The sequence below is a fragment of the Bacillus sp. PPSBB_2 genome (genome assembly GCF_045291115.1).
In the GTDB taxonomy this organism is placed as follows: domain Bacteria; phylum Bacillota; class Bacilli; order Bacillales; family Bacillaceae_G; genus Bacillus_A; species Bacillus_A cereus.
The window spans coordinates 4,048,045-4,067,961 of the sequence record NZ_CP147983.1 but is presented as its reverse complement, the minus strand read 5'-3'; the positions used below and the strand labels follow the sequence as shown (position 1 = coordinate 4,067,961).

The following is a 19,917-nucleotide window of genomic DNA, read 5'->3' as shown; positions in this document are numbered from 1 at the left end:
AGAAGGTGGCAACATGGTAATTCAATGGTTTCCAGGGCATATGGCGAAGGCTAGACGCCAAGTAACGGAGAAATTAAAATTAATTGATGTTGTAATTGAACTTGTAGATGCTCGATTACCATTATCATCTCGAAACCCAATGATTGATGAAATCATTACACATAAGCCAAGGCTTGTTGTTTTAAATAAAGCGGATATGGCGGATGATCGTTTAACAAAACAATGGATCGCATATTTTAAAGAAAAAGGCCATATGGCAATTTCGATTAACGCGCAAGCTGGACAAGGTATGAAGGAAATTGCAGCAGCTTGTAAAGTGCTTGTTAAAGAAAAATTTGATAAAATGGTTGCAAAAGGTATTAGACCGAGAGCGATTCGTGCATTAATTGTAGGTATACCAAATGTTGGTAAATCTACATTGATTAATAAATTGGCAAAGAAAAATATTGCTAAAACAGGAGATCGTCCAGGTGTGACAACAGCTCAACAATGGATTAAAGTTGGGAAGGAAATGGAATTGTTAGATACACCAGGTATTCTGTGGCCTAAATTTGAAGATCAATTAGTGGGTCTTCGTTTAGCGACAACGGGTGCAATTAAAGATTCAATTTTAAATTTACAAGATGTAGCTGTTTACGCATTACGTTTTATGGAGAAACATTATCCAGAACGCTTGAAAGAACGCTATAATTTAAATGAGATTCCAGAAGATATTGTGGAATTATTCGATGCAATTGGAAAAAATAGAGGCTGCTTAATGGGCGGCGGAATGATTGATTATGATAAGACATCTGAGCTTGTGCTTCGTGAGCTTCGTGGTGGCAAACTTGGAAAAATGACGTTTGAAACACCGGAAGAGTTTGGAGAGCAAGTGGAAGATGTGGAAAAAATAGAAGAAGTATAAGACGTGCGTTTGTGCGTCTTTTCTTTTTGGATATGTTTAAAAAGGAGCTTGTATAAATGCAAACTATGACGATAAAAGAAGCGGAAAATGTATTGAAAGAAATTATGAATGAAGAAGATGATCGCTTTCAACTGTTAATGAAAGATGATCGAAAAGGTGTTCAAAAGCTCGTTTTGAAGTGGTATAAACAAAAAGAGTTAGAACAGAAAGAAAAAGAGAAGTTTTTTGAAATGTCCAAGTATGAAAATGCTTTGCGTGAAAAAGGGGTCACATATATCGCGGGTATTGATGAAGTAGGGCGTGGGCCATTGGCTGGGCCTGTTGTGACGGCAGCTGTCGTTCTTCCTGAGGATTTTTATATTCCAGGGTTAAATGACTCGAAAAAGTTGAGTGAAGCGAAACGTGAGCGTTTTTATGATGAAATAAAAGTACAAGCAATTGCAATTGGAGTAGGAATTGTATCACCGCAAGTTATTGATGATATTAATATTTACCAAGCAACGAAACAAGCGATGTTAGATGCAGTTGCAAATTTATCTTGTACACCCCAACATTTATTAATTGATGCGATGAAGCTTCCTACACCAATTCCGCAAACATCAATTATTAAAGGTGATGCGAAAAGTGTTTCGATTTCAGCAGCATCCATTATAGCAAAAGTAACGAGAGATCGTATGATGAAAGAACTGGGAGAGAAGTATCCTGAATATGGATTTGAGCAACATATGGGATATGGCACAAAGCAACATTTAGAGGCAATTGAAGTGCATGGAGTACTAGATGAACACCGCAAGTCATTCGCACCAATTAAAGATATGATTCAAAAATAAGCTGTAAATATACAGCTTATTTTTTTATTTTGGCATATAAACATTACTATTTTCGAAAAAGAATAAAGCGATTTCAGTTTTCTGACACTTTATTGTAGACAGCGTGCCAATCATCTTATACAATGGCAATGTAATGTTTTTTAAACATTAAAAAATTTTTCGAGTAAAACAGGAAAACAGGGGAGGATGGGACCATGAATATCCATGAGTACCAAGGTAAGGCAGTCCTTAGAAGCTATGGGGTTAGCGTTCCGAACGGGAAGGTTGCATTTACAGTAGAAGAAGCTGTAGAAGCAGCGAAAGAATTAGGAACAGATGTATGTGTAGTGAAAGCACAAATTCACGCTGGTGGACGCGGCAAAGCTGGCGGAGTAAAAGTTGCAAAAAATTTAGATGAAGTTCGTACATATGCAGAAAGCATTTTAGGAACTACACTTGTGACACATCAAACAGGTCCTGAAGGTAAGGAAGTAAAACGCTTACTTATCGAAGAAGGTTGCGATATTAAAAAAGAATATTATGTAGGTCTAGTTTTAGATCGTGCAACTTCTCAAGTTGTTTTAATGGCGTCTGAAGAAGGCGGAACAGAAATTGAAGAAGTAGCAGAAAAAACACCTGAAAAAATCTTTAAAGAATATATTGATCCAGCAGTAGGCTTGCAAGGTTTCCAAGCGCGCCGAATTGCATTTAACATCAATATTCCAAAAGAGCTTGTAGGACAAGCTGTGAAGTTTATGATGGGCTTATATCGTGCGTTTATCGAAAAAGATTGCTCTATCGCTGAGATTAACCCACTTGTTACAACAGGCGAAGGTAAAGTTATGGCATTAGATGCAAAATTAAACTTTGATTCTAATGCGTTATATCGCCATAAAGACATTTTAGAGCTTCGTGATCTTGATGAAGAGGATTCAAAAGAAATTGAAGCTTCAAAATACGACTTAAACTACATTCCTTTAGATGGAAATATCGGTTGTATGGTTAATGGTGCAGGTTTAGCGATGGCTACAATGGATATCATTAAACATTACCACGGTGACCCAGCTAACTTCTTAGATGTTGGTGGCGGTGCAACTGCAGAAAAAGTTACAGAAGCATTCAAAATTATCCTTTCTGACAAAAATGTAAAAGGTATCTTCGTTAACATTTTTGGTGGCATTATGAAGTGTGATGTTATTGCAGAAGGTGTTATTGAAGCAACGAAACAAGTAGGTCTTGAGTTACCTTTAGTTGTACGTCTTGAAGGCACAAACGTAGAACTAGGTAAGAAAATTTTAAATGAGTCTGGCTTAAATATTGTTGCAGCAGAATCTATGGCAGACGGTGCACAAAAAATTGTTTCACTAGTGGGCTAATAGAAAGCGGGGGAGAAAAATGAGCGTATTAGTTAATAAAGATACAAAAGTTATTGTTCAAGGTATTACAGGTTCTCAAGGTTTATTCCATACAAAACAAATGATTGAATACGGTACGAAAATTGTCGGTGGTGTAACACCAGGTAAGGGCGGCACTGATATTGAAGGTGTACCAGTATTTGATACAGTAGAAGATGCAGTGAAAGCAACAGGCGCAAACGCTTCAGTTGTATACGTTCCACCCGCTTTTGCGGCAGATGCAATTATGGAAGCTGTTGATGCAGAAATTGATTTAGTAGTATGTATTACTGAAGGGATTCCTGTATTAGATATGGTAAACGTAAAGAGATATATGGCGGGTAAACATACACGTTTACTTGGACCAAACTGCCCAGGTGTAATCACACCAGATGAATGTAAGATTGGTATTATGCCAGGATATATTCATAAAAAAGGTCATGTTGGTATCGTATCTCGCTCTGGTACATTAACTTATGAAGCTGTATATCAGTTAACACAAGAAGGTATTGGCCAATCTACTGCTGTAGGTATCGGCGGAGACCCTGTTAACGGTACAGACTTTATTGATGCGTTAAAAGCATTTAATGAAGATGAAGAAACACATGCTGTAATTATGATTGGTGAAATCGGCGGTACAGCAGAAGAAGAGGCAGCTGAATGGGTAAAAGCTAATATGACAAAACCTGTTGTAGGCTTCATTGGTGGTCAAACAGCGCCTGCTGGCAAACGTATGGGCCATGCTGGTGCAATCATTTCTGGCGGTAAAGGAACTGCTGCTGAAAAGATTAAAACAATGGAAGCTTGTGGCATTAAAGTAGCTGAAACTCCAGCAGTTATGGGAGAAACGCTAATCTCTGTTTTAAAAGAAAAAGGTTTATTTGAGACTTGTAAAAACTATTAATCTGTTGAAAGACACCTTCTTACTTGAGGGTGTCTTTTTACACTTTTTTCTGTTTACATAATAAAAATTATGGGTAAGGAGAATCAAGATGAAAAGAGAGAGATTATTACATCTTCATTACTTGCTAGCAGATTATTGGAAGGCGATGGAGAGGCTACTATATGTCGATCCAGAATTAAAGAACATATATAAATTTAACGAAAAACAAATGGAACACTACACTGGAATATCCTCGAAAAAATCTTCAGAACTAGTAAAATTTCTTCAAAGTTCAAATCTTCCGCAATATATATCTTATTTAGAGAGAAATCGTATTTTTTATATAACGATATGGGATGAAGATTATCCGCAATTATTACGTGAAATACAAGACCCTCCCTTCGTTTTATATGGAAAAGGAGAGAAAGATTTCCTGAATAAAGTAAATAAATTAGCAGTTGTTGGAACGAGAGAACCATCATTATATGGTCATGAGAGTTTGAAGTTTATTTTACACCCTTTATTAGAAAGAGAGTGGCTTATTGTCAGTGGGTTTGCAAAAGGGATAGATACAATGTCTCATGAGATTACAGTAAGGCATCATCGCCCGACTATTGCGATATTAGGGCATGGATTGTCTTTTATGTATCCGAAAGAAAATAGACATTTATATGAAATGTGGAAGGAATATATATTGTTATTGACAGAGTATCCGCCGCACTATGCACCGAAAAAGTGGTATTTTCCAAAAAGGAACCGGATTATTAGTGGTATAAGTAAAGGTGTTTTAGTTGTAGAAGCGAAATCGAGAAGTGGAACACTTATTACTGCAGACCTTGCGTTAGAGCAAAATAGAGAGGTGTTTGCGCTTCCTGGACCTATATTTATAGAGGGGGCATCGGGAACGAATCATCTTATTCAGCAAGGAGCAAAACTAGTAAGAAATGCAGAAGATATCTTGGAAGAGATTTTAAATTAACCTTATATTTTTATGTTTTTATTAAACAATTATTGACAAATGGTAGATTGGCACTGTATGGTATATTCATTCTTGATTGACAAAAACAAGAGAAATCAATAAGATTAATGAAGACTTGAATCCACCTCTTAAGGAGGCACTAGCATGTCAGATTACCTCGTAATCGTGGAGTCGCCTTCTAAGGCGAAGACCATTGAGAAATATTTAGGGAAAAAATACAAAGTTGTCGCGTCTATGGGACATGTTCGCGATTTGCCAAAAAGTCAAATGGGGATAGAAGTAAAGAACAACTTCACCCCGAAGTATATTACCATTCGTGGTAAAGGTCCCGTCTTAAAAGATTTAAAATCAGCGGCGAAAAAAGCAAAGAAAGTCTATCTCGCGGCCGATCCAGACCGTGAAGGGGAAGCAATTGCTTGGCATTTAGCGAATACGTTAAATGTGGACGTTGAATCAGATTGTCGGGTTGTGTTTAATGAGATTACGAAAGATGCAATCAAAGAATCATTTAAACATCCTCGTGCAATTAATATGGATTTAGTAGATGCACAACAAGCAAGACGTATACTTGATCGTCTTGTTGGTTACAATATTAGTCCTTTATTATGGAAGAAAGTAAAAAAAGGATTAAGTGCAGGACGTGTACAATCTGTAGCAGTTCGTTTAATCATCGAGCGTGAAAGGGAAATTCAAAACTTTGAACCTGAAGAATTCTGGACAATTAAAACAGAATTTGTAAAAGGAAAAGACACATTTGAAGCAAGCTTTTACGGTGTAGATGGTGAAAAAGTTCAATTAACAAATGAAACGCAAGTGAATGAAATAATTGAACAGATGAAAGACAATGCGTTTTCAGTTGAAAATGTAACGCGCAAAGAGCGAAAACGTAATCCTGCATTACCGTTTACAACATCTTCCTTGCAACAAGAAGCAGCACGTAAGTTAAACATGCGAGCAAAGAAAACAATGATGCTTGCACAGCAATTGTATGAAGGGATAGATCTTGGAAAACAAGGAACTGTAGGTCTTATTACGTATATGAGAACTGATTCAACACGTATCTCAGAAACAGCTCAAACAGAGGCTCGTACTTACATCACTGAAGCGTATGGTACGGAATACATAGGAACAGAAAAGAAGAAAGAAACGAAAAAGTCAAATGCACAAGATGCGCATGAGGCAATTCGTCCTACTTCAGTAATGAGAAAGCCAGAGGAACTAAAAAGTTTCTTAGGTCGTGATCAACTTCGATTATATAAATTGATTTGGGAGCGATTTGTTGCAAGTCAAATGGCGTCTGCTATAATGGATACTGTGACAGCGAGACTCATTAATAACAATGTTCAGTTCCGTGCAAGTGGATCGGTTGTAAAGTTCCCAGGATTTATGAAAGTGTATGTAGAGTCAAAAGATGATGGTGCTGAAGAAAAGGATAAGATGCTGCCACCTTTAGAAGTAGGGGAAACTGTATTTTCAAAGGATTTAGAACCAAAGCAACATTTTACACAACCTCCTCCGCGCTATACAGAGGCTCGCCTAGTAAGAACACTTGAAGAACTTGGAATTGGAAGACCGTCAACATATGTACCTACACTTGAAACAATTCAAAAGCGTGGGTATGTAGGTTTGGATAATAAACGCTTCGTTCCGACTGAACTTGGTGAAATAGTAATTGAACTTATTTTAGAGTTTTTCCCAGAAATTATTAACATTGAATTTACTGCCAATATGGAGCAAAGCCTTGATGAAGTAGAAGAAGGAAATGCGAATTGGGTAAAAATTGTTGATGATTTCTACGTAGGTTTTGAACCGCGTTTAGAAAAAGCGGAAAAAGAAATGCGTGAAGTGGAAATTAAAGATGAACCAGCTGGGGAAGATTGTGAATTATGTAATCACCCAATGGTCTTTAAAATGGGTAAATACGGGAAATTTATGGCTTGCTCGAATTTCCCAGATTGTCGTAATACAAAGCCGATTGTGAAAGAAATCGGTGTTACTTGTCCAAAGTGTGATAAGGGTCAAATTATTGAACGCCGTAGTAATAAAAAGAAACGTCTTTTCTATGGGTGCGGTACGTATCCGGAATGCGACTTTGTATCTTGGGATAAGCCAATTGGTCGTAAGTGTCCGAAGTGCGAAGGCATGCTTGTAGAGAAAAAGTTGAAAAAAGGCGTGCAAGTACAATGTATTTCGTGCGATTATGAAGAAGAACAACAAATGTGAGCGTAACTGCTCACATTTTTTTCGGGAAGAAAAGGAAAGGTGATATAAATGACAACACAAGTAGTAAACGTCATTGGCGCAGGTCTTGCAGGAAGTGAAGCGGCTTACCAAATTGCAAAACGTGGTGTCCAAGTTAGATTATATGAAATGAGACCGGTAAGGCAAACGCCAGCTCATCACACAGATAAATTCGCTGAATTAGTATGTAGTAACTCACTTCGTGCAAACACTTTAACAAATGCAGTTGGAGTTATTAAAGAGGAAATGCGCTTAATGGATTCTGTAATTATTCGTGCGGCGGATGAGTGCTCTGTACCAGCTGGAGGTGCTTTAGCTGTAGATCGTCATGAGTTCGCAGCTAAAGTAACAGAATACGTAAAGAACCATCCAAATGTAACTGTAATGAATGAAGAAATTACAGATATTCCAGAGGGACCGACAATTATTGCTACAGGTCCATTAACATCTCCTGATCTTTCTGCAAAATTGAAAGAATTAACAGGAGAAGATTATTTCTACTTCTATGATGCTGCAGCCCCAATCGTAGAAAAAGACAATATTGACATGAATAAAGTATATTTAAAATCGCGTTATGACAAAGGTGAAGCTGCATATTTAAATTGCCCAATGACAGAAGAAGAGTTTGATCGTTTTTATGAGGCTCTAATTGCTGCTGAGACAGTGCCTTTAAAAGAGTTTGAAAAAGAAATTTTCTTTGAAGGTTGTATGCCAGTAGAAGTTATGGCAAGTAGAGGGAGACAGACGTTAGTATTTGGACCTATGAAACCTGTTGGATTGGAAGATCCAAAAACAGGGAAAACGCCATATGCTGTTGTTCAGTTACGTCAAGATGATGCAGCGGGAACTTTATACAATATCGTAGGTTTCCAAACTCATTTAAAGTGGGGACCGCAAAAAGAAGTGCTACAGTTAATTCCGGGATTGGAAAATGCAGAGATTGTACGTTATGGTGTAATGCATCGTAATACGTTTATTAATTCACCTAATTTGCTTCGTCCAACATATCAATATAAACAACGTGATGATTTATTCTTCGCTGGTCAAATGACTGGAGTAGAGGGATATGTTGAATCAGCAGCATCAGGATTATTAGCAGGAATTAATGCTGCGCGTCTTGTGCAAGGTGAAGAGCCAGTTGTATTACCGCCAGTAACTGCGATGGGTAGCATGGCAAATTACATTACGGCAACGAACGCTAAAAACTTCCAGCCGATGAATGCGAACTTCGGTCTATTTGCACCGTTAGAGAAGAAGATTAAAAAGAAAGCAGAACGAAATGAAGCGTACGCAGCACGCGCTTTAGAAACGATTCGAAATTTTGTAAATATTTAGTTAAATTTCTTGCAAAGGCTACTAAGTTGTGATACGATTTAGTAGCCTTTATTGAGGTGAGTTGTGTGAATGTGAAGAAATTGTTACAATTATTCGTTGGATATTTACAAATTGAAAGAAATTATTCAAAATATACAATTGCAAGTTATCAAAATGATTTAGAACATTTTGTGCAATTTATGGAACGAGAAGGCATATCCTCTTTTTTAGACGTTACATACGCGGATGTTCGTTTGTACTTAACGACGTTGCACGATGAAAAGTTAGCCCGTAAATCTGTCGCAAGAAAAGTATCAAGCTTACGAAGTTTATATCGTTTTTTGATGCGTGAAGGTTATCGAAAGGATAATCCGTTTGCACTTGCGTCACTCCCCAAAAAAGAATTGTCAATTCCAAAGTTTTTATATGCTGAAGAGTTAGAGGAATTATTTGAAGTTTCTGACACGGAAACGCCATTAGGCCAAAGGAATCAAGCTTTATTAGAGTTGATGTATGCGACTGGGATCCGTGTGAGTGAATGTGTCAATTTACAACTTACCGATATTGACTTTGCGGTGGGAACAATTTTAGTAATGGGAAAAGGAAAAAAACAAAGGTATATTCCGTTCGGAAGCTATGCGCAAGATTCTTTAATTACTTATATAGAGAATGGGAGAAAACAGTTAGTTAATAAGACTGACGAAGATTCTCATATGGTATTTTTAAATGCGAAAGGTACACCGCTAACAAGTCGTGGGGTTCGTTATGTTTTAAATGAACTTATTAAAAAGGCTTCGCTGACAATGCGGATAAGTCCCCATATGTTAAGGCATACATTTGCTACACATATGCTAGATGAAGGGGCGGATTTACGTACTGTACAGGAGCTATTAGGCCATGAAAATTTGTCGACGACACAAATTTATACGCATGTCTCTAAAGAAAGATTGCGTTCTGTTTACATGAAGCATCACCCGCGGGCATAAATTGCTTTAAAAGCTATAAAAACAAATAAAGGAGTTTTTTCTATGGGAAATTTCCACGCTACAACGATATTTGCAGTTCATCATAATGGAGAATGTGCAATGGCTGGAGATGGCCAAGTGACAATGGGAAATGCTGTTGTAATGAAACATACAGCTCGTAAAGTTCGTAAACTTTTCCAAGGTAAAGTTTTAGCTGGTTTCGCAGGATCAGTTGCTGACGCATTTACTCTTTTTGAAATGTTTGAAGGGAAATTAGAAGAGTATAATGGCAACTTGCAGCGTGCTGCTGTTGAAATGGCAAAACAATGGCGTGGCGATAAAATGTTACGTCAGCTAGAAGCGATGCTCATTGTCATGGATAAAACAACTATGCTCCTTGTTTCAGGTACAGGAGAAGTGATTGAACCGGATGATGGTATTTTAGCAATTGGATCTGGTGGGAATTATGCACTTTCTGCAGGTCGTGCTTTAAAGCAATATGCAAGTGAACACTTAACAGCGAAGCAAATTGCGAAAGCGAGTTTAGAGATTGCTGGCGATATTTGTGTTTATACGAATCACAACATAATTGTTGAAGAATTGTAGAATCGTAAGGGAGGCATTTTATATGCATTTACATTTTACTCCGCGCCAAATTGTGGAAAAATTAGATCAATACATCATCGGTCAAAAAGACGCAAAGAAAGCGGTTGCTGTAGCGTTGAGAAATCGATATCGCCGCAGTAAATTAGCTGAAAATTTACGTGACGAAATTGCACCTAAAAATATTTTAATGATTGGACCGACAGGTGTTGGGAAAACAGAGGTAGCACGACGAATGGCGAAACTCGTTGGAGCACCTTTTATTAAGGTTGAGGCTACAAAATTCACAGAAGTTGGATATGTGGGTAGAGATGTAGAGTCGATGGTACGTGACTTGGTGGAAACATCGGTTCGTATCGTAAAAGAAGAAATGGTAGTGAAAGTTCAAGATAAAGCAGAAGAGCAAGCGAATCAACGTCTTGTTGAAATTTTAGTGCCGAGTCCGGAGAAGCAATCTGGATTCAAAAATCCATTAGAGATGCTTTTTGGAGGCGCTCAAAATTCGAATCAAACGTCTGATACACAAGAAGATGTTGAAATCGAAAAGAAACGTCAAGATGTAGAGAGAAAGCTTGCTGCAGGGCTTCTTGAAGAAGAAATTGTATCGATTGAAGTGACTGAACAACAGTCTTCCATGTTTGATATGTTACAAGGAACTGGCATGGAACAAATGGGAATGAATTTCCAAGATGCGCTAGGAAGTTTTATGCCGAAAAAAACGAAAAAACGTAAACTTTCTGTAAAAGAAGCAAGAAAACTCTTGACAAATGAAGAGGCACAGCGCTTAATTGATATGGATGAAGTTACACAAGAGGCTGTTTATCGTGCTGAACAGCTCGGGATTATTTTTATCGATGAAATTGACAAAATTGCTGGTAAGCAGTCGAATAGCGTAGATGTATCACGTGAAGGTGTGCAACGTGACATTCTGCCAATTGTAGAAGGGTCGAATGTTGCGACAAAATACGGATCAGTAAAAACGGATTATATTTTATTCGTTGCAGCTGGAGCGTTCCATATGTCTAAACCGTCGGATTTAATTCCGGAATTGCAAGGGAGATTTCCGATTCGAGTAGAATTAACAAAATTATCGACAGACGATTTTGTTAAAATATTAATCGAGCCTGACAATGCGTTAATTAAACAATATATGGCATTATTAGCGACTGAAGGTATAGAAATTGAATTTTCAGACGAAGCTATTCGTAAGATTGCTGAGATTGCTTATCAAGTTAATCAGGATACAGATAATATTGGAGCAAGAAGACTTCATACGATTATGGAGAAGCTCCTTGAAGATTTATCGTTTGAAGCATCTGAAATTACGTTAGAGAAAATAACGATAACACCTCAATACGTTGAGGAGAAATTAGCAACAATTGCTAAAAATAAAGATGTGAGCCAGTTTATTTTGTAATAGTGTCATCAGGTGACTCGCCCTAGTTTCCAAGTGATGAAAAAATATGTGAGTAACATGTAGGAGGAACTTTTGAAATGGAATTATTAGCAAAAACGAGAAAATTAAATGCGTTATTACAGAGCGCAGCAGGGAAGCCTGTAAACTTTAGAGAAATGTCTGACACAATGTGTGAAGTAATCGAAGCAAACGTATTCGTAGTTAGCCGTCGTGGTAAATTACTAGGTTATGCAATTCACCAACAAATCGAAAGCGAACGCATGAAGCAAATGCTTGCAGAACGTCAATTCCCAGAAGAATATACACAAAGCTTATTCAACATTACAGAAACATCTTCAAACTTAGATGTGAACAGTGCTTACACAGCATTCCCAGTAGAAAACAGAGAATTATTCGGTCAAGGTTTAACTACAATCGTACCAATCGTTGGTGGCGGTGAGCGTCTAGGTACATTAGTATTAGCTCGTCTTGGTCAAGAGTTCTTAGATGATGATTTAATCCTTGCTGAGTACAGCTCAACTGTTGTAGGTATGGAAATCTTACGTGAAAAAGCAGAAGAAATCGAAGAGGAAGCGCGTAGTAAAGCTGTTGTTCAAATGGCAATCAGCTCATTATCTTACAGTGAGTTAGAAGCAATTGAGCATATCTTCGAAGAGTTAAATGGAACAGAAGGTTTACTTGTTGCAAGTAAAATTGCTGATCGCGTAGGAATTACTCGCTCTGTAATCGTAAATGCACTACGTAAATTAGAAAGTGCTGGTGTTATTGAGTCTCGCTCTTTAGGTATGAAAGGAACATACATTAAAGTGCTAAACGACAAGTTTCTACAAGAACTTGCTAAATTAAAAACAAACTAATTTATAAAAAACTCTCCTCAATTGAGGAGAGTTTTTTTGTGCAATGGATAGAAGATGCTTGTGAAAAGTGTCATAAGCGTTTTTTCTGGGAAAACTATTAATTGTATTTACTTTTTTGCTTAAAAGAAAAGAAGGTTGGTAATACTAGAATTCGAGTATGAACAAAGAAAGTTTTACATTGTTCGCATTTTCGACTTGATTGTAATATTTCAGTATGATATAGTAAGCAGTGGTGTCAGTACAAAGTACACACGTTTACTGATTTAAGTGTTGGTGCTACGTTTGTAGTTTCGCTTAGAGATGAAGTAAACGGAGGATATCAAAAACCATTTAGGAGGAACTATATTATGTCAGTAATTTCTATGAAGCAATTGCTTGAAGCTGGTGTTCATTTCGGACATCAAACTCGTCGTTGGAACCCAAAAATGAAGCGTTACATTTTCACAGAGCGTAACGGTATCTACATCATCGACTTACAAAAAACTGTGAAAAAAGTTGAGGAAGCTTACAGAACGATGCGCGACATCGCTGCTGAAGGCGGAGACATCTTATTCGTAGGTACTAAAAAACAAGCACAAGAAGCTATTAAAGAAGAAGCAACTCGTGCTGGTATGTACTTCGTTAACCAACGTTGGTTAGGTGGAACTTTAACAAACTTCCAAACAATCCAAAAGCGTATCAAGCGTCTTAAAGACATCGAAAGAATGCAAGAAGATGGTACTTTCGAAGTACTTCCTAAGAAAGAAGTTGTTCAACTTAAAAAAGAGTTAGAGCGTCTTGAGAAATTCTTAGGCGGTATTAAAGATATGAAAGGTCTTCCAAGTGCATTATTCGTAGTAGACCCTCGTAAAGAGCGTATTGCAGTTGCTGAAGCACGCAAATTACACATTCCAATCATCGGTATCGTTGATACAAACTGTGATCCAGACGAAATCGATCACGTTATCCCAGCAAACGATGATGCAATTCGTGCTGTAAAACTTCTTACATCTAAAATGGCAGACGCGATCCTTGAAGCAAAACAAGGTGAAGAAACTGTTACTGCGTAACAAAGTTGGAAAGGTGATAAGGGGTTCGGCCTTTTATCACCTTTTTTAAGGTATAAACACCTTTATAAAAGGTATAAACACCTTTATAAAAGGTATAAATACATATTTTAGGAGGATGAAAAGTATGGCAATCACTGCTCAAATGGTAAAAGAATTACGTGAAAAAACTGGCGCAGGTATGATGGACTGCAAAAAAGCTTTAACAGAAACTAACGGCGACATGGAGAAGGCAATTGACTTCTTACGTGAAAAAGGTATTGCGAAAGCTGCTAAAAAAGCAGACCGCATTGCTGCTGAAGGTTTAACTTTCATCGAAACAAACGGTAACGACGCTTTAATCTTAGAATTAAACTCTGAAACTGATTTCGTTGCGAAAAACGAAGGTTTCCAAACACTAATTAAAGAATTAGCTGCTCACTTATTAACTAACAAACCAGCTAACGTTGAAGAAGCTATGGCTCAAACAATGGAAAACGGTAAAAAAGTTGAAGAGCACATCAACGAAGCAATCGCTAAAATTGGTGAAAAACTTACACTTCGTCGTTTCGAAATCGTATCAAAAACTGATGCAGATGCATTCGGCGCTTACCTACACATGGGTGGACGCATTGGTGTATTAACAGTTCTTGAAGGTTCTACTGATGAAGCTGCTGCTAAAGATGTTGCAATGCACATCGCTGCAGTTAACCCTAAATACATCGACCGCGATGCTGTAACAGCTGAAGAAGTTGAGCATGAGCGTCAAGTATTAACACAACAAGCATTAAACGAAGGCAAGCCTGAGAAAATCGTTGCGAAAATGGTTGAAGGCCGTCTAGGCAAATTCTTCGAAGAGATTTGCTTACTTGACCAAGCATTCGTTAAAAACCCTGATATGAAAGTTCGTCAATTCGTTGAGTCTAAAGGCGGAACATTAAAAGGATTCGTTCGCTACGCTGTTGGTGAAGGTATCGAAAAACGCGAAGACAACTTTGCTGAAGAAGTAATGAACCAAGTAAAAGGTAGTAACTAATACAGATTAGGGAACACATTGTGTTCCCTTTTTTAAAATAAAGATGTAAGCAATTGGAGGTTCATTATGAGTAAACCGAAATATAATCGTGTCGTTTTAAAGCTAAGTGGAGAAGCTTTAGCTGGAGAGCAAGGATTTGGAATTAACCCAACTGTTATTAAGTCAGTTGCGGAACAAGTAAAAGAAATTGCAGAACTTGATGTAGAGGTTGCTGTTGTTGTTGGTGGCGGTAACATTTGGCGTGGGAAAATTGGAAGTGAAATGGGCATGGATCGTGCAGGGGCAGATTACATGGGCATGTTAGCGACAGTTATGAATTCATTAGCTCTTCAAGATAGCTTGGAGAATATCGGAATTCAAACTCGTGTACAAACTTCAATTGAGATGCGTCAAGTTGCAGAACCTTACATTCGTCGTAAAGCAGTTCGTCACTTAGAGAAAAAACGTGTTGTTATCTTTGCAGCAGGTACAGGTAACCCATACTTCTCTACAGATACAACAGCAGCATTACGTGCGGCAGAAATTGAAGCAGATGTAATTTTAATGGCGAAAAACAATGTAGATGGTGTATATAATGCGGATCCATCTATTGATCCAACAGCTACAAAATACGAAACGCTTACTTACTTAGATGTATTAAAAGAAGGTTTAGGTGTAATGGATTCTACAGCTTCTTCTCTATGTATGGATAATGATATTCCATTAATTGTATTCTCAGTTATGGAAAAAGGTAATATTAAACGTGCCGTTTTAGGCGAAAATATCGGAACAGTGGTAAGGGGGAAATAAATATGGGACAACAAGTATTGAAGTCTTCAAATGAAAAAATGGAAAAAGCAGTTGCTGCTTATTCTCGTGAATTAGCAACAGTTCGTGCTGGCCGTGCAAACGCGTCTGTATTAGATAAGGTACAAGTTGATTACTACGGTGCACCAACACCAGTTGTGCAATTAGCGAACATTACAGTTCCAGAAGCACGTTTACTAGTAATTCAACCTTATGATAAAACTTCTATCGGTGATATTGAAAAAGCAATTTTAAAAGCAGATTTAGGCTTAAACCCTTCTAATGATGGAACTGTAATTCGTATTGCATTTCCTGCACTAACAGAAGAGCGTCGTCGTGATCTTGTAAAAGTTGTGAAAAAATATGCTGAAGAAGCAAAAGTTGCTGTTCGTAACGTACGTCGTGACGGAAATGATGATCTTAAGAAGCTTGAAAAAGCTGGCGAGATTACAGAAGATGATTTAAGAGGATATACTGAAGATATCCAAAAAGAAACAGATAAATATATTGCAAAAGTTGACGAAATCGCAAAAAACAAAGAAAAAGAAATCATGGAAGTGTAATAGCGATAACTTCGCAAATATGACCCTCTTCTTAAGGGGGTCTTTTTACACTTTTAGGCATACGTCTGCTTGCTGGAGGGTATGAATGATGTTTAAAAACTTTCCTTTTTTTAAAGGTAAAAAGGACACATCGTTTGATCATCTCGTTGAAGAAGTGAAAAAAGGATATATCCCAGAACATATTGCCATCATTATGGATGGGAATGGAAGATGGGCAAAGAGGAGAGCAATGCCTCGTATTGCGGGACATCATGAAGGTATGCAAGTTGTAAAGAAAATTACAAAATTTGCAAGTAAACTTAATGTGAAAGTGTTAACTCTCTATGCTTTTTCAACTGAGAACTGGAAAAGACCGAAAAAGGAAGTTGATTATTTAATGAAGCTTCCAGAAGAATTTCTAGGTACATTTTTACCAGAATTGATTGAAGAAAACGTACAAGTCCGAGTAATAGGGCAAAAAGATCGTCTTCCTACGCATACACGCAGAGCGATGGAGAAAGCCATGGAAGATACGAAAGAGAATACGGGATTAATTCTTAATTTCGCGTTAAACTATGGAAGTCGAGATGAAATCGTTTCTGCTGTGCAACATATGATGAAAGATAATGAGGAAGGAAAAATTCGTTCTGAAGAGGTAAGTGAAGAAATGCTTTCCTCCTACTTAATGACGAGTTCTTTACCTGATCCAGAGTTGTTAATCCGAACAAGCGGAGAGCTACGTATTAGTAATTTCATGTTATGGCAAATTGCATATTCGGAGTTTTGGTTTACAGACGTGTATTGGCCAGACTTCAAAGAAGAACATTTGCTAAATGCGATTACTGACTTTCAACATAGAGGGCGCAGATTCGGAGGCGTGTAGAAAGAGAGGGTTTGGTAGTGAAACAGAGAATTATTACTGGAGTGGTTGCTGCCGCGCTATTCATTCCCATCGTAATATACGGTGGCGTGCCTTTTACGGTTTTAGTGTATGCACTTGCTTCTATAGGTTTATATGAATTAATTCGTATGAATAAGCTTACGCTTATTTCAGTACCGACAGTTTTAGCTGCAGTATTATTGTGGATTCTTTTAATTCCAAGTAGTGCATCAAAACTGTTTACATGGATTGGATTAGGTAAATTGGAAATCACATTTGTGATTGTTTTATTACTTTTATCATATACAGTCCTTTCTAAGAATACATTTACTTTTGATAATGCTTCATTTTTACTGATGGCAACGACATATGTGGCAATGGGATTCTTATATTTAAATGAAACGAGAATATTAGGAATTAAATATGTATTTTGCGCATTATTTGTTATATGGGCTACTGATTCAGGCGCATATTTCGTAGGAAAAGCATTGGGCAAGAGAAAATTGTGGCCAGAAATTAGTCCAAATAAAACGATTGAAGGTTCATTAGGCGGCATCGTTTGTGGAATTATTGTGGCACTTGTTTACAACGTGTTCTTCCCAGTCGAATCGAATGTAGTAATTTTAATTGTGCTGACAATTATCATTTCTATTTTTGGACAAATTGGTGATTTAGTACAATCTGCTTTTAAACGTCATTATGGCGTAAAAGATTCAGGTACAATTTTACCTGGGCATGGTGGTATATTAGACCGAACAGATAGTTGGTTATTCGTTTTACCAATTCTCTACTTCTTATTACAATACAATTAATAAATGAACGAGGGGTTGGAGTCATGAAAAACATTAGTTTATTAGGTGCAAGCGGATCAATTGGTACACAAACTTTAGATGTATTACGCTCGCACCCAGACCAATTCCGTCTCGTTGCTTTTTCTGTAGGGAAAAATATTGACTACGCAGTAAAGGTAATTCAAGAATTTTCTCCGCAAATCGTCTCTGTGCAAAGAGAGGAAGATGTTTTAAAATTACAATCTGTTTCTGGTAATACAAAAATTGTATATGGTAGTGAAGGACTTTTAGAAGTAGCATTACATCCAGATGCGGAGATTGTAGTAAATGCTGTTGTAGGTAGCGTAGGGTTGTTACCAACACTTCGTGCAATTGAGGCGAAAAAAACAATTGGAATTGCAAATAAAGAAACGTTAGTAACTGCAGGACATCTTGTAATGGAAGCAGCACGAAAACATAATGTTTCGTTACTTCCAGTAGATAGTGAACATTCGGCTATTTTTCAGTGCTTGAATGGTGAAAATGAAAAAAGAATTTCTCGTCTTATTATAACGGCTTCTGGTGGAAGTTTCCGTGATAAAACGAGGGATGAATTGCATCATGTAACCGTAGAAGATGCGCTTCGACATCCAAACTGGTCAATGGGTTCGAAAATTACAATTGATTCTGCTACAATGATGAATAAGGGACTAGAAGTAATTGAAGCACATTGGCTTTTTGGTATCCCTTATGAGCAAATCGATGTTGTTTTACATAAAGAAAGTATTATCCATTCTATGGTTGAATTTGAAGATCGTAGTGTAATGGCGCAGCTTGGTTCACCTGATATGCGAGTACCAATTCAATACGCATTTACATATCCTGATAGATTGCCTCTTTCAGACACAAAACAGTTAAACTTATGGGAAATAGGGACGTTGCATTTTGAGAAAATGGACCAAGAACGATTCCGTTGTTTACGTTTTGCGTATGAAGCTGGAAAAGCAGGTGGAAGTATGCCAGCTGTAATGAACGCAGCGAATGAAGTAGCTGTTGAAGCCTTTTTACAAAAGAGAATTGGTTTCTTAACAGTGGAAGACCTCATTGAAAAAGCAATGAACCATCACAATGTCATTGCACGACCGAGCTTAGAGGAAATTTTGGAAATTGATGCGGCCACAAGACGGTTTGTGATGGAACAAATTTAGCAAAGGTGGTTATGGAATTGAATACAGCGATTGCCTTTATATTAATTTTCGGTGCACTCGTATTTTTCCATGAGCTAGGGCATCTATATTTCGCAAAAAGAGCAGGTATTTTATGCCGCGAGTTTGCGATTGGTTTTGGTCCGAAAATATTCTCATTTGAAAAGAATGAAACGGTGTATACGATTCGATTACTGCCCCTTGGTGGCTATGTAAGAATGGCCGGCGAGGATGCGGACACAGTTGAGTTAAAGCCTGGGAAAAAGGTTGGCCTTGTATTAAATGAAAAAGACGAAGTTGTGAAATTAGTTTTTGATGGATATGAAAAGTATCCAAATGTTCGTGTTATTGAAGTCGAACAAGCTGATTTGGAGCATAATTTAACAATTTCGGGCTATGAAGAGTACGAGGAAGAGCTTCAAACATTCCGAGTGAATGAAAAGGCTCGTATTATTACTGCGGGGGAAGAAATTCAAATTGCTCCGTATAATAGACAATTTGGCTCGAAAAAACTAGGGCAACGCGCTTTAACAATCTTTGCGGGTCCTGCAATGAACTTCATTTTAGCATTTGTTATTTTTGTGATTCTTGGATTTGTACAAGGGGTTCCTATTGACAAACCAACGGTCGGAAAAGTGATGGATAACAGTGCAGCACAGCAAGCTGGATTGAAAGAGAATGATACAATTCAAGCTATTGATGGGAAAAACACAAGTACATGGAAAGATGTTGTTACTATTGTACGTGAAAACCCAAATAAAGAAATTACGTTACAAGTAAAGCGTGATAATGAACAGTTTAATGTGAAAGTAACGCCAACACTCGATAAAGAAGGAAAAGACGAAGTTGGTAGAATCGGTGTGTATTCTCCTGTAGAGAAAACAGTAATGGGTTCTATTAAATCAGGATTTGAACAAACGTACCAATGGACGAAACTAATTTTTGAATCTCTTGTTAAATTAGTAACTGGTCAATTTTCTATTAATGAGTTATCAGGTCCAGTAGGAATTTATAATCTAACAGATCAAGTTGTAGATTATGGGTTTACGCGTGTACTAAGTTTAGCTGCAGTTCTAAGCATTAATCTTGGTTTATTTAATTTATTACCAGTTCCTGCTTTAGATGGTGGCCGTTTATTCTTCTTCTTAATTGAAGCGTTACGAGGGAAACCAATTGATCGCCAAAAAGAAGGAATGGTTCACTTTATTGGTTTTGCATTATTAATGTTACTTATGTTAGTTGTAACTTGGAATGACATTCGTAAGTTTTTCTTGTAAAATAAAGTGAAACTTATAATGAAATAGAGC

Annotated in this window: 19 protein-coding genes; all 19 read left to right on the top strand. The window is 37.4% G+C overall.

The window, feature by feature from the left end; all coding sequences use genetic code 11:
* Nucleotides 1-13: 13 nt before the first annotated feature.
* The 19 genes from ylqF (at nt 14) to rseP (ending at nt 19,887) form a co-directional block, all read left to right on the top strand.
* Nucleotides 14-904: a ribosome biogenesis GTPase YlqF gene (ylqF, locus tag V6946_RS20220; RefSeq protein ID WP_000236704.1), complete on the top strand. Its 891-nt coding sequence runs from the start codon at nt 14-16 to the stop codon at nt 902-904.
* A 56-nt stretch (nt 905-960) separates the two neighbouring features.
* The gene (locus V6946_RS20215) at nt 961-1,734 is read left to right on the top strand and encodes a ribonuclease HII (protein WP_001194265.1); all 774 of its coding nucleotides are present in this window, start codon (nt 961-963) and stop codon (nt 1,732-1,734) included.
* A 194-nt stretch (nt 1,735-1,928) separates the two neighbouring features.
* Entirely contained in the window at nt 1,929-3,089 is a 1,161-nt protein-coding gene (gene sucC, locus V6946_RS20210; RefSeq protein ID WP_001020791.1) for an ADP-forming succinate--CoA ligase subunit beta, read from the top strand.
* A gap of 19 nt (nt 3,090-3,108) precedes the next feature.
* A complete protein-coding gene (gene sucD / locus V6946_RS20205) occupies nt 3,109-4,011 on the top strand; it encodes a succinate--CoA ligase subunit alpha (RefSeq protein ID WP_366981315.1) in 903 nt (300 codons plus the stop codon).
* A gap of 88 nt (nt 4,012-4,099) precedes the next feature.
* On the top strand, nt 4,100-4,969 hold the full coding sequence (gene dprA / locus V6946_RS20200; RefSeq protein ID WP_000818043.1) for a DNA-processing protein DprA: 870 nt from the start codon (nt 4,100-4,102) through the stop codon (nt 4,967-4,969).
* A gap of 144 nt (nt 4,970-5,113) precedes the next feature.
* Nucleotides 5,114-7,192: a type I DNA topoisomerase gene (gene topA, locus V6946_RS20195; RefSeq protein ID WP_001286963.1), complete on the top strand. Its 2,079-nt coding sequence runs from the start codon at nt 5,114-5,116 to the stop codon at nt 7,190-7,192.
* 48 nt (nt 7,193-7,240) lie between these two features.
* Entirely contained in the window at nt 7,241-8,545 is a 1,305-nt protein-coding gene (gene trmFO / locus V6946_RS20190; protein WP_366981316.1) for an FADH(2)-oxidizing methylenetetrahydrofolate--tRNA-(uracil(54)-C(5))-methyltransferase TrmFO, read from the top strand.
* 65 nt (nt 8,546-8,610) lie between these two features.
* Nucleotides 8,611-9,510, top strand: coding sequence for a tyrosine recombinase XerC (gene xerC, locus V6946_RS20185; RefSeq protein WP_001101243.1), 900 nt, complete (start codon nt 8,611-8,613; stop codon nt 9,508-9,510).
* A gap of 42 nt (nt 9,511-9,552) precedes the next feature.
* Nucleotides 9,553-10,095 carry an ATP-dependent protease proteolytic subunit HslV gene (gene hslV, locus V6946_RS20180; protein WP_000526272.1) on the top strand — a complete coding sequence of 181 codons (543 nt, stop codon included), beginning with the start codon at nt 9,553-9,555 and terminating at the stop codon, nt 10,093-10,095.
* A 22-nt stretch (nt 10,096-10,117) separates the two neighbouring features.
* Nucleotides 10,118-11,509, top strand: a complete 1,392-nt coding sequence (gene hslU, locus V6946_RS20175; protein ID WP_000550078.1) for an ATP-dependent protease ATPase subunit HslU — start codon at nt 10,118-10,120, stop codon at nt 11,507-11,509.
* Between the two features lie 77 nt (nt 11,510-11,586).
* The gene (gene codY / locus V6946_RS20170; protein ID WP_366981317.1) at nt 11,587-12,366 is read left to right on the top strand and encodes a GTP-sensing pleiotropic transcriptional regulator CodY; all 780 of its coding nucleotides are present in this window, start codon (nt 11,587-11,589) and stop codon (nt 12,364-12,366) included.
* Between the two features lie 347 nt (nt 12,367-12,713).
* Complete coding sequence (gene rpsB, locus V6946_RS20165) at nt 12,714-13,415, top strand: 30S ribosomal protein S2 (protein WP_000111485.1); 702 nt, start codon at nt 12,714-12,716, stop codon at nt 13,413-13,415.
* 124 nt (nt 13,416-13,539) lie between these two features.
* Complete coding sequence (tsf, locus tag V6946_RS20160) at nt 13,540-14,427, top strand: translation elongation factor Ts (RefSeq protein ID WP_001018578.1); 888 nt, start codon at nt 13,540-13,542, stop codon at nt 14,425-14,427.
* Nucleotides 14,428-14,493: 66 nt separating this feature from the next.
* Nucleotides 14,494-15,216 (top strand): UMP kinase, encoded by a 723-nt coding sequence (pyrH, locus tag V6946_RS20155; protein ID WP_000042668.1) that lies wholly within the window; start codon nt 14,494-14,496, stop codon nt 15,214-15,216.
* Between the two features lie 2 nt (nt 15,217-15,218).
* Entirely contained in the window at nt 15,219-15,776 is a 558-nt protein-coding gene (gene frr / locus V6946_RS20150) for a ribosome recycling factor (RefSeq protein WP_000531501.1), read from the top strand.
* An 85-nt stretch (nt 15,777-15,861) separates the two neighbouring features.
* On the top strand, nt 15,862-16,638 hold the full coding sequence (gene uppS, locus V6946_RS20145; protein WP_000971296.1) for an isoprenyl transferase: 777 nt from the start codon (nt 15,862-15,864) through the stop codon (nt 16,636-16,638).
* A gap of 17 nt (nt 16,639-16,655) precedes the next feature.
* Nucleotides 16,656-17,447 carry a phosphatidate cytidylyltransferase gene (cdsA, locus tag V6946_RS20140; RefSeq protein WP_000813594.1) on the top strand — a complete coding sequence of 264 codons (792 nt, stop codon included), beginning with the start codon at nt 16,656-16,658 and terminating at the stop codon, nt 17,445-17,447.
* A 23-nt stretch (nt 17,448-17,470) separates the two neighbouring features.
* Nucleotides 17,471-18,613 carry a 1-deoxy-D-xylulose-5-phosphate reductoisomerase gene (dxr, locus tag V6946_RS20135; RefSeq protein WP_366981318.1) on the top strand — a complete coding sequence of 381 codons (1,143 nt, stop codon included), beginning with the start codon at nt 17,471-17,473 and terminating at the stop codon, nt 18,611-18,613.
* A 17-nt stretch (nt 18,614-18,630) separates the two neighbouring features.
* Entirely contained in the window at nt 18,631-19,887 is a 1,257-nt protein-coding gene (rseP, locus tag V6946_RS20130) for an RIP metalloprotease RseP (protein WP_140159289.1), read from the top strand.
* Nucleotides 19,888-19,917: the final 30 nt, after the last annotated feature.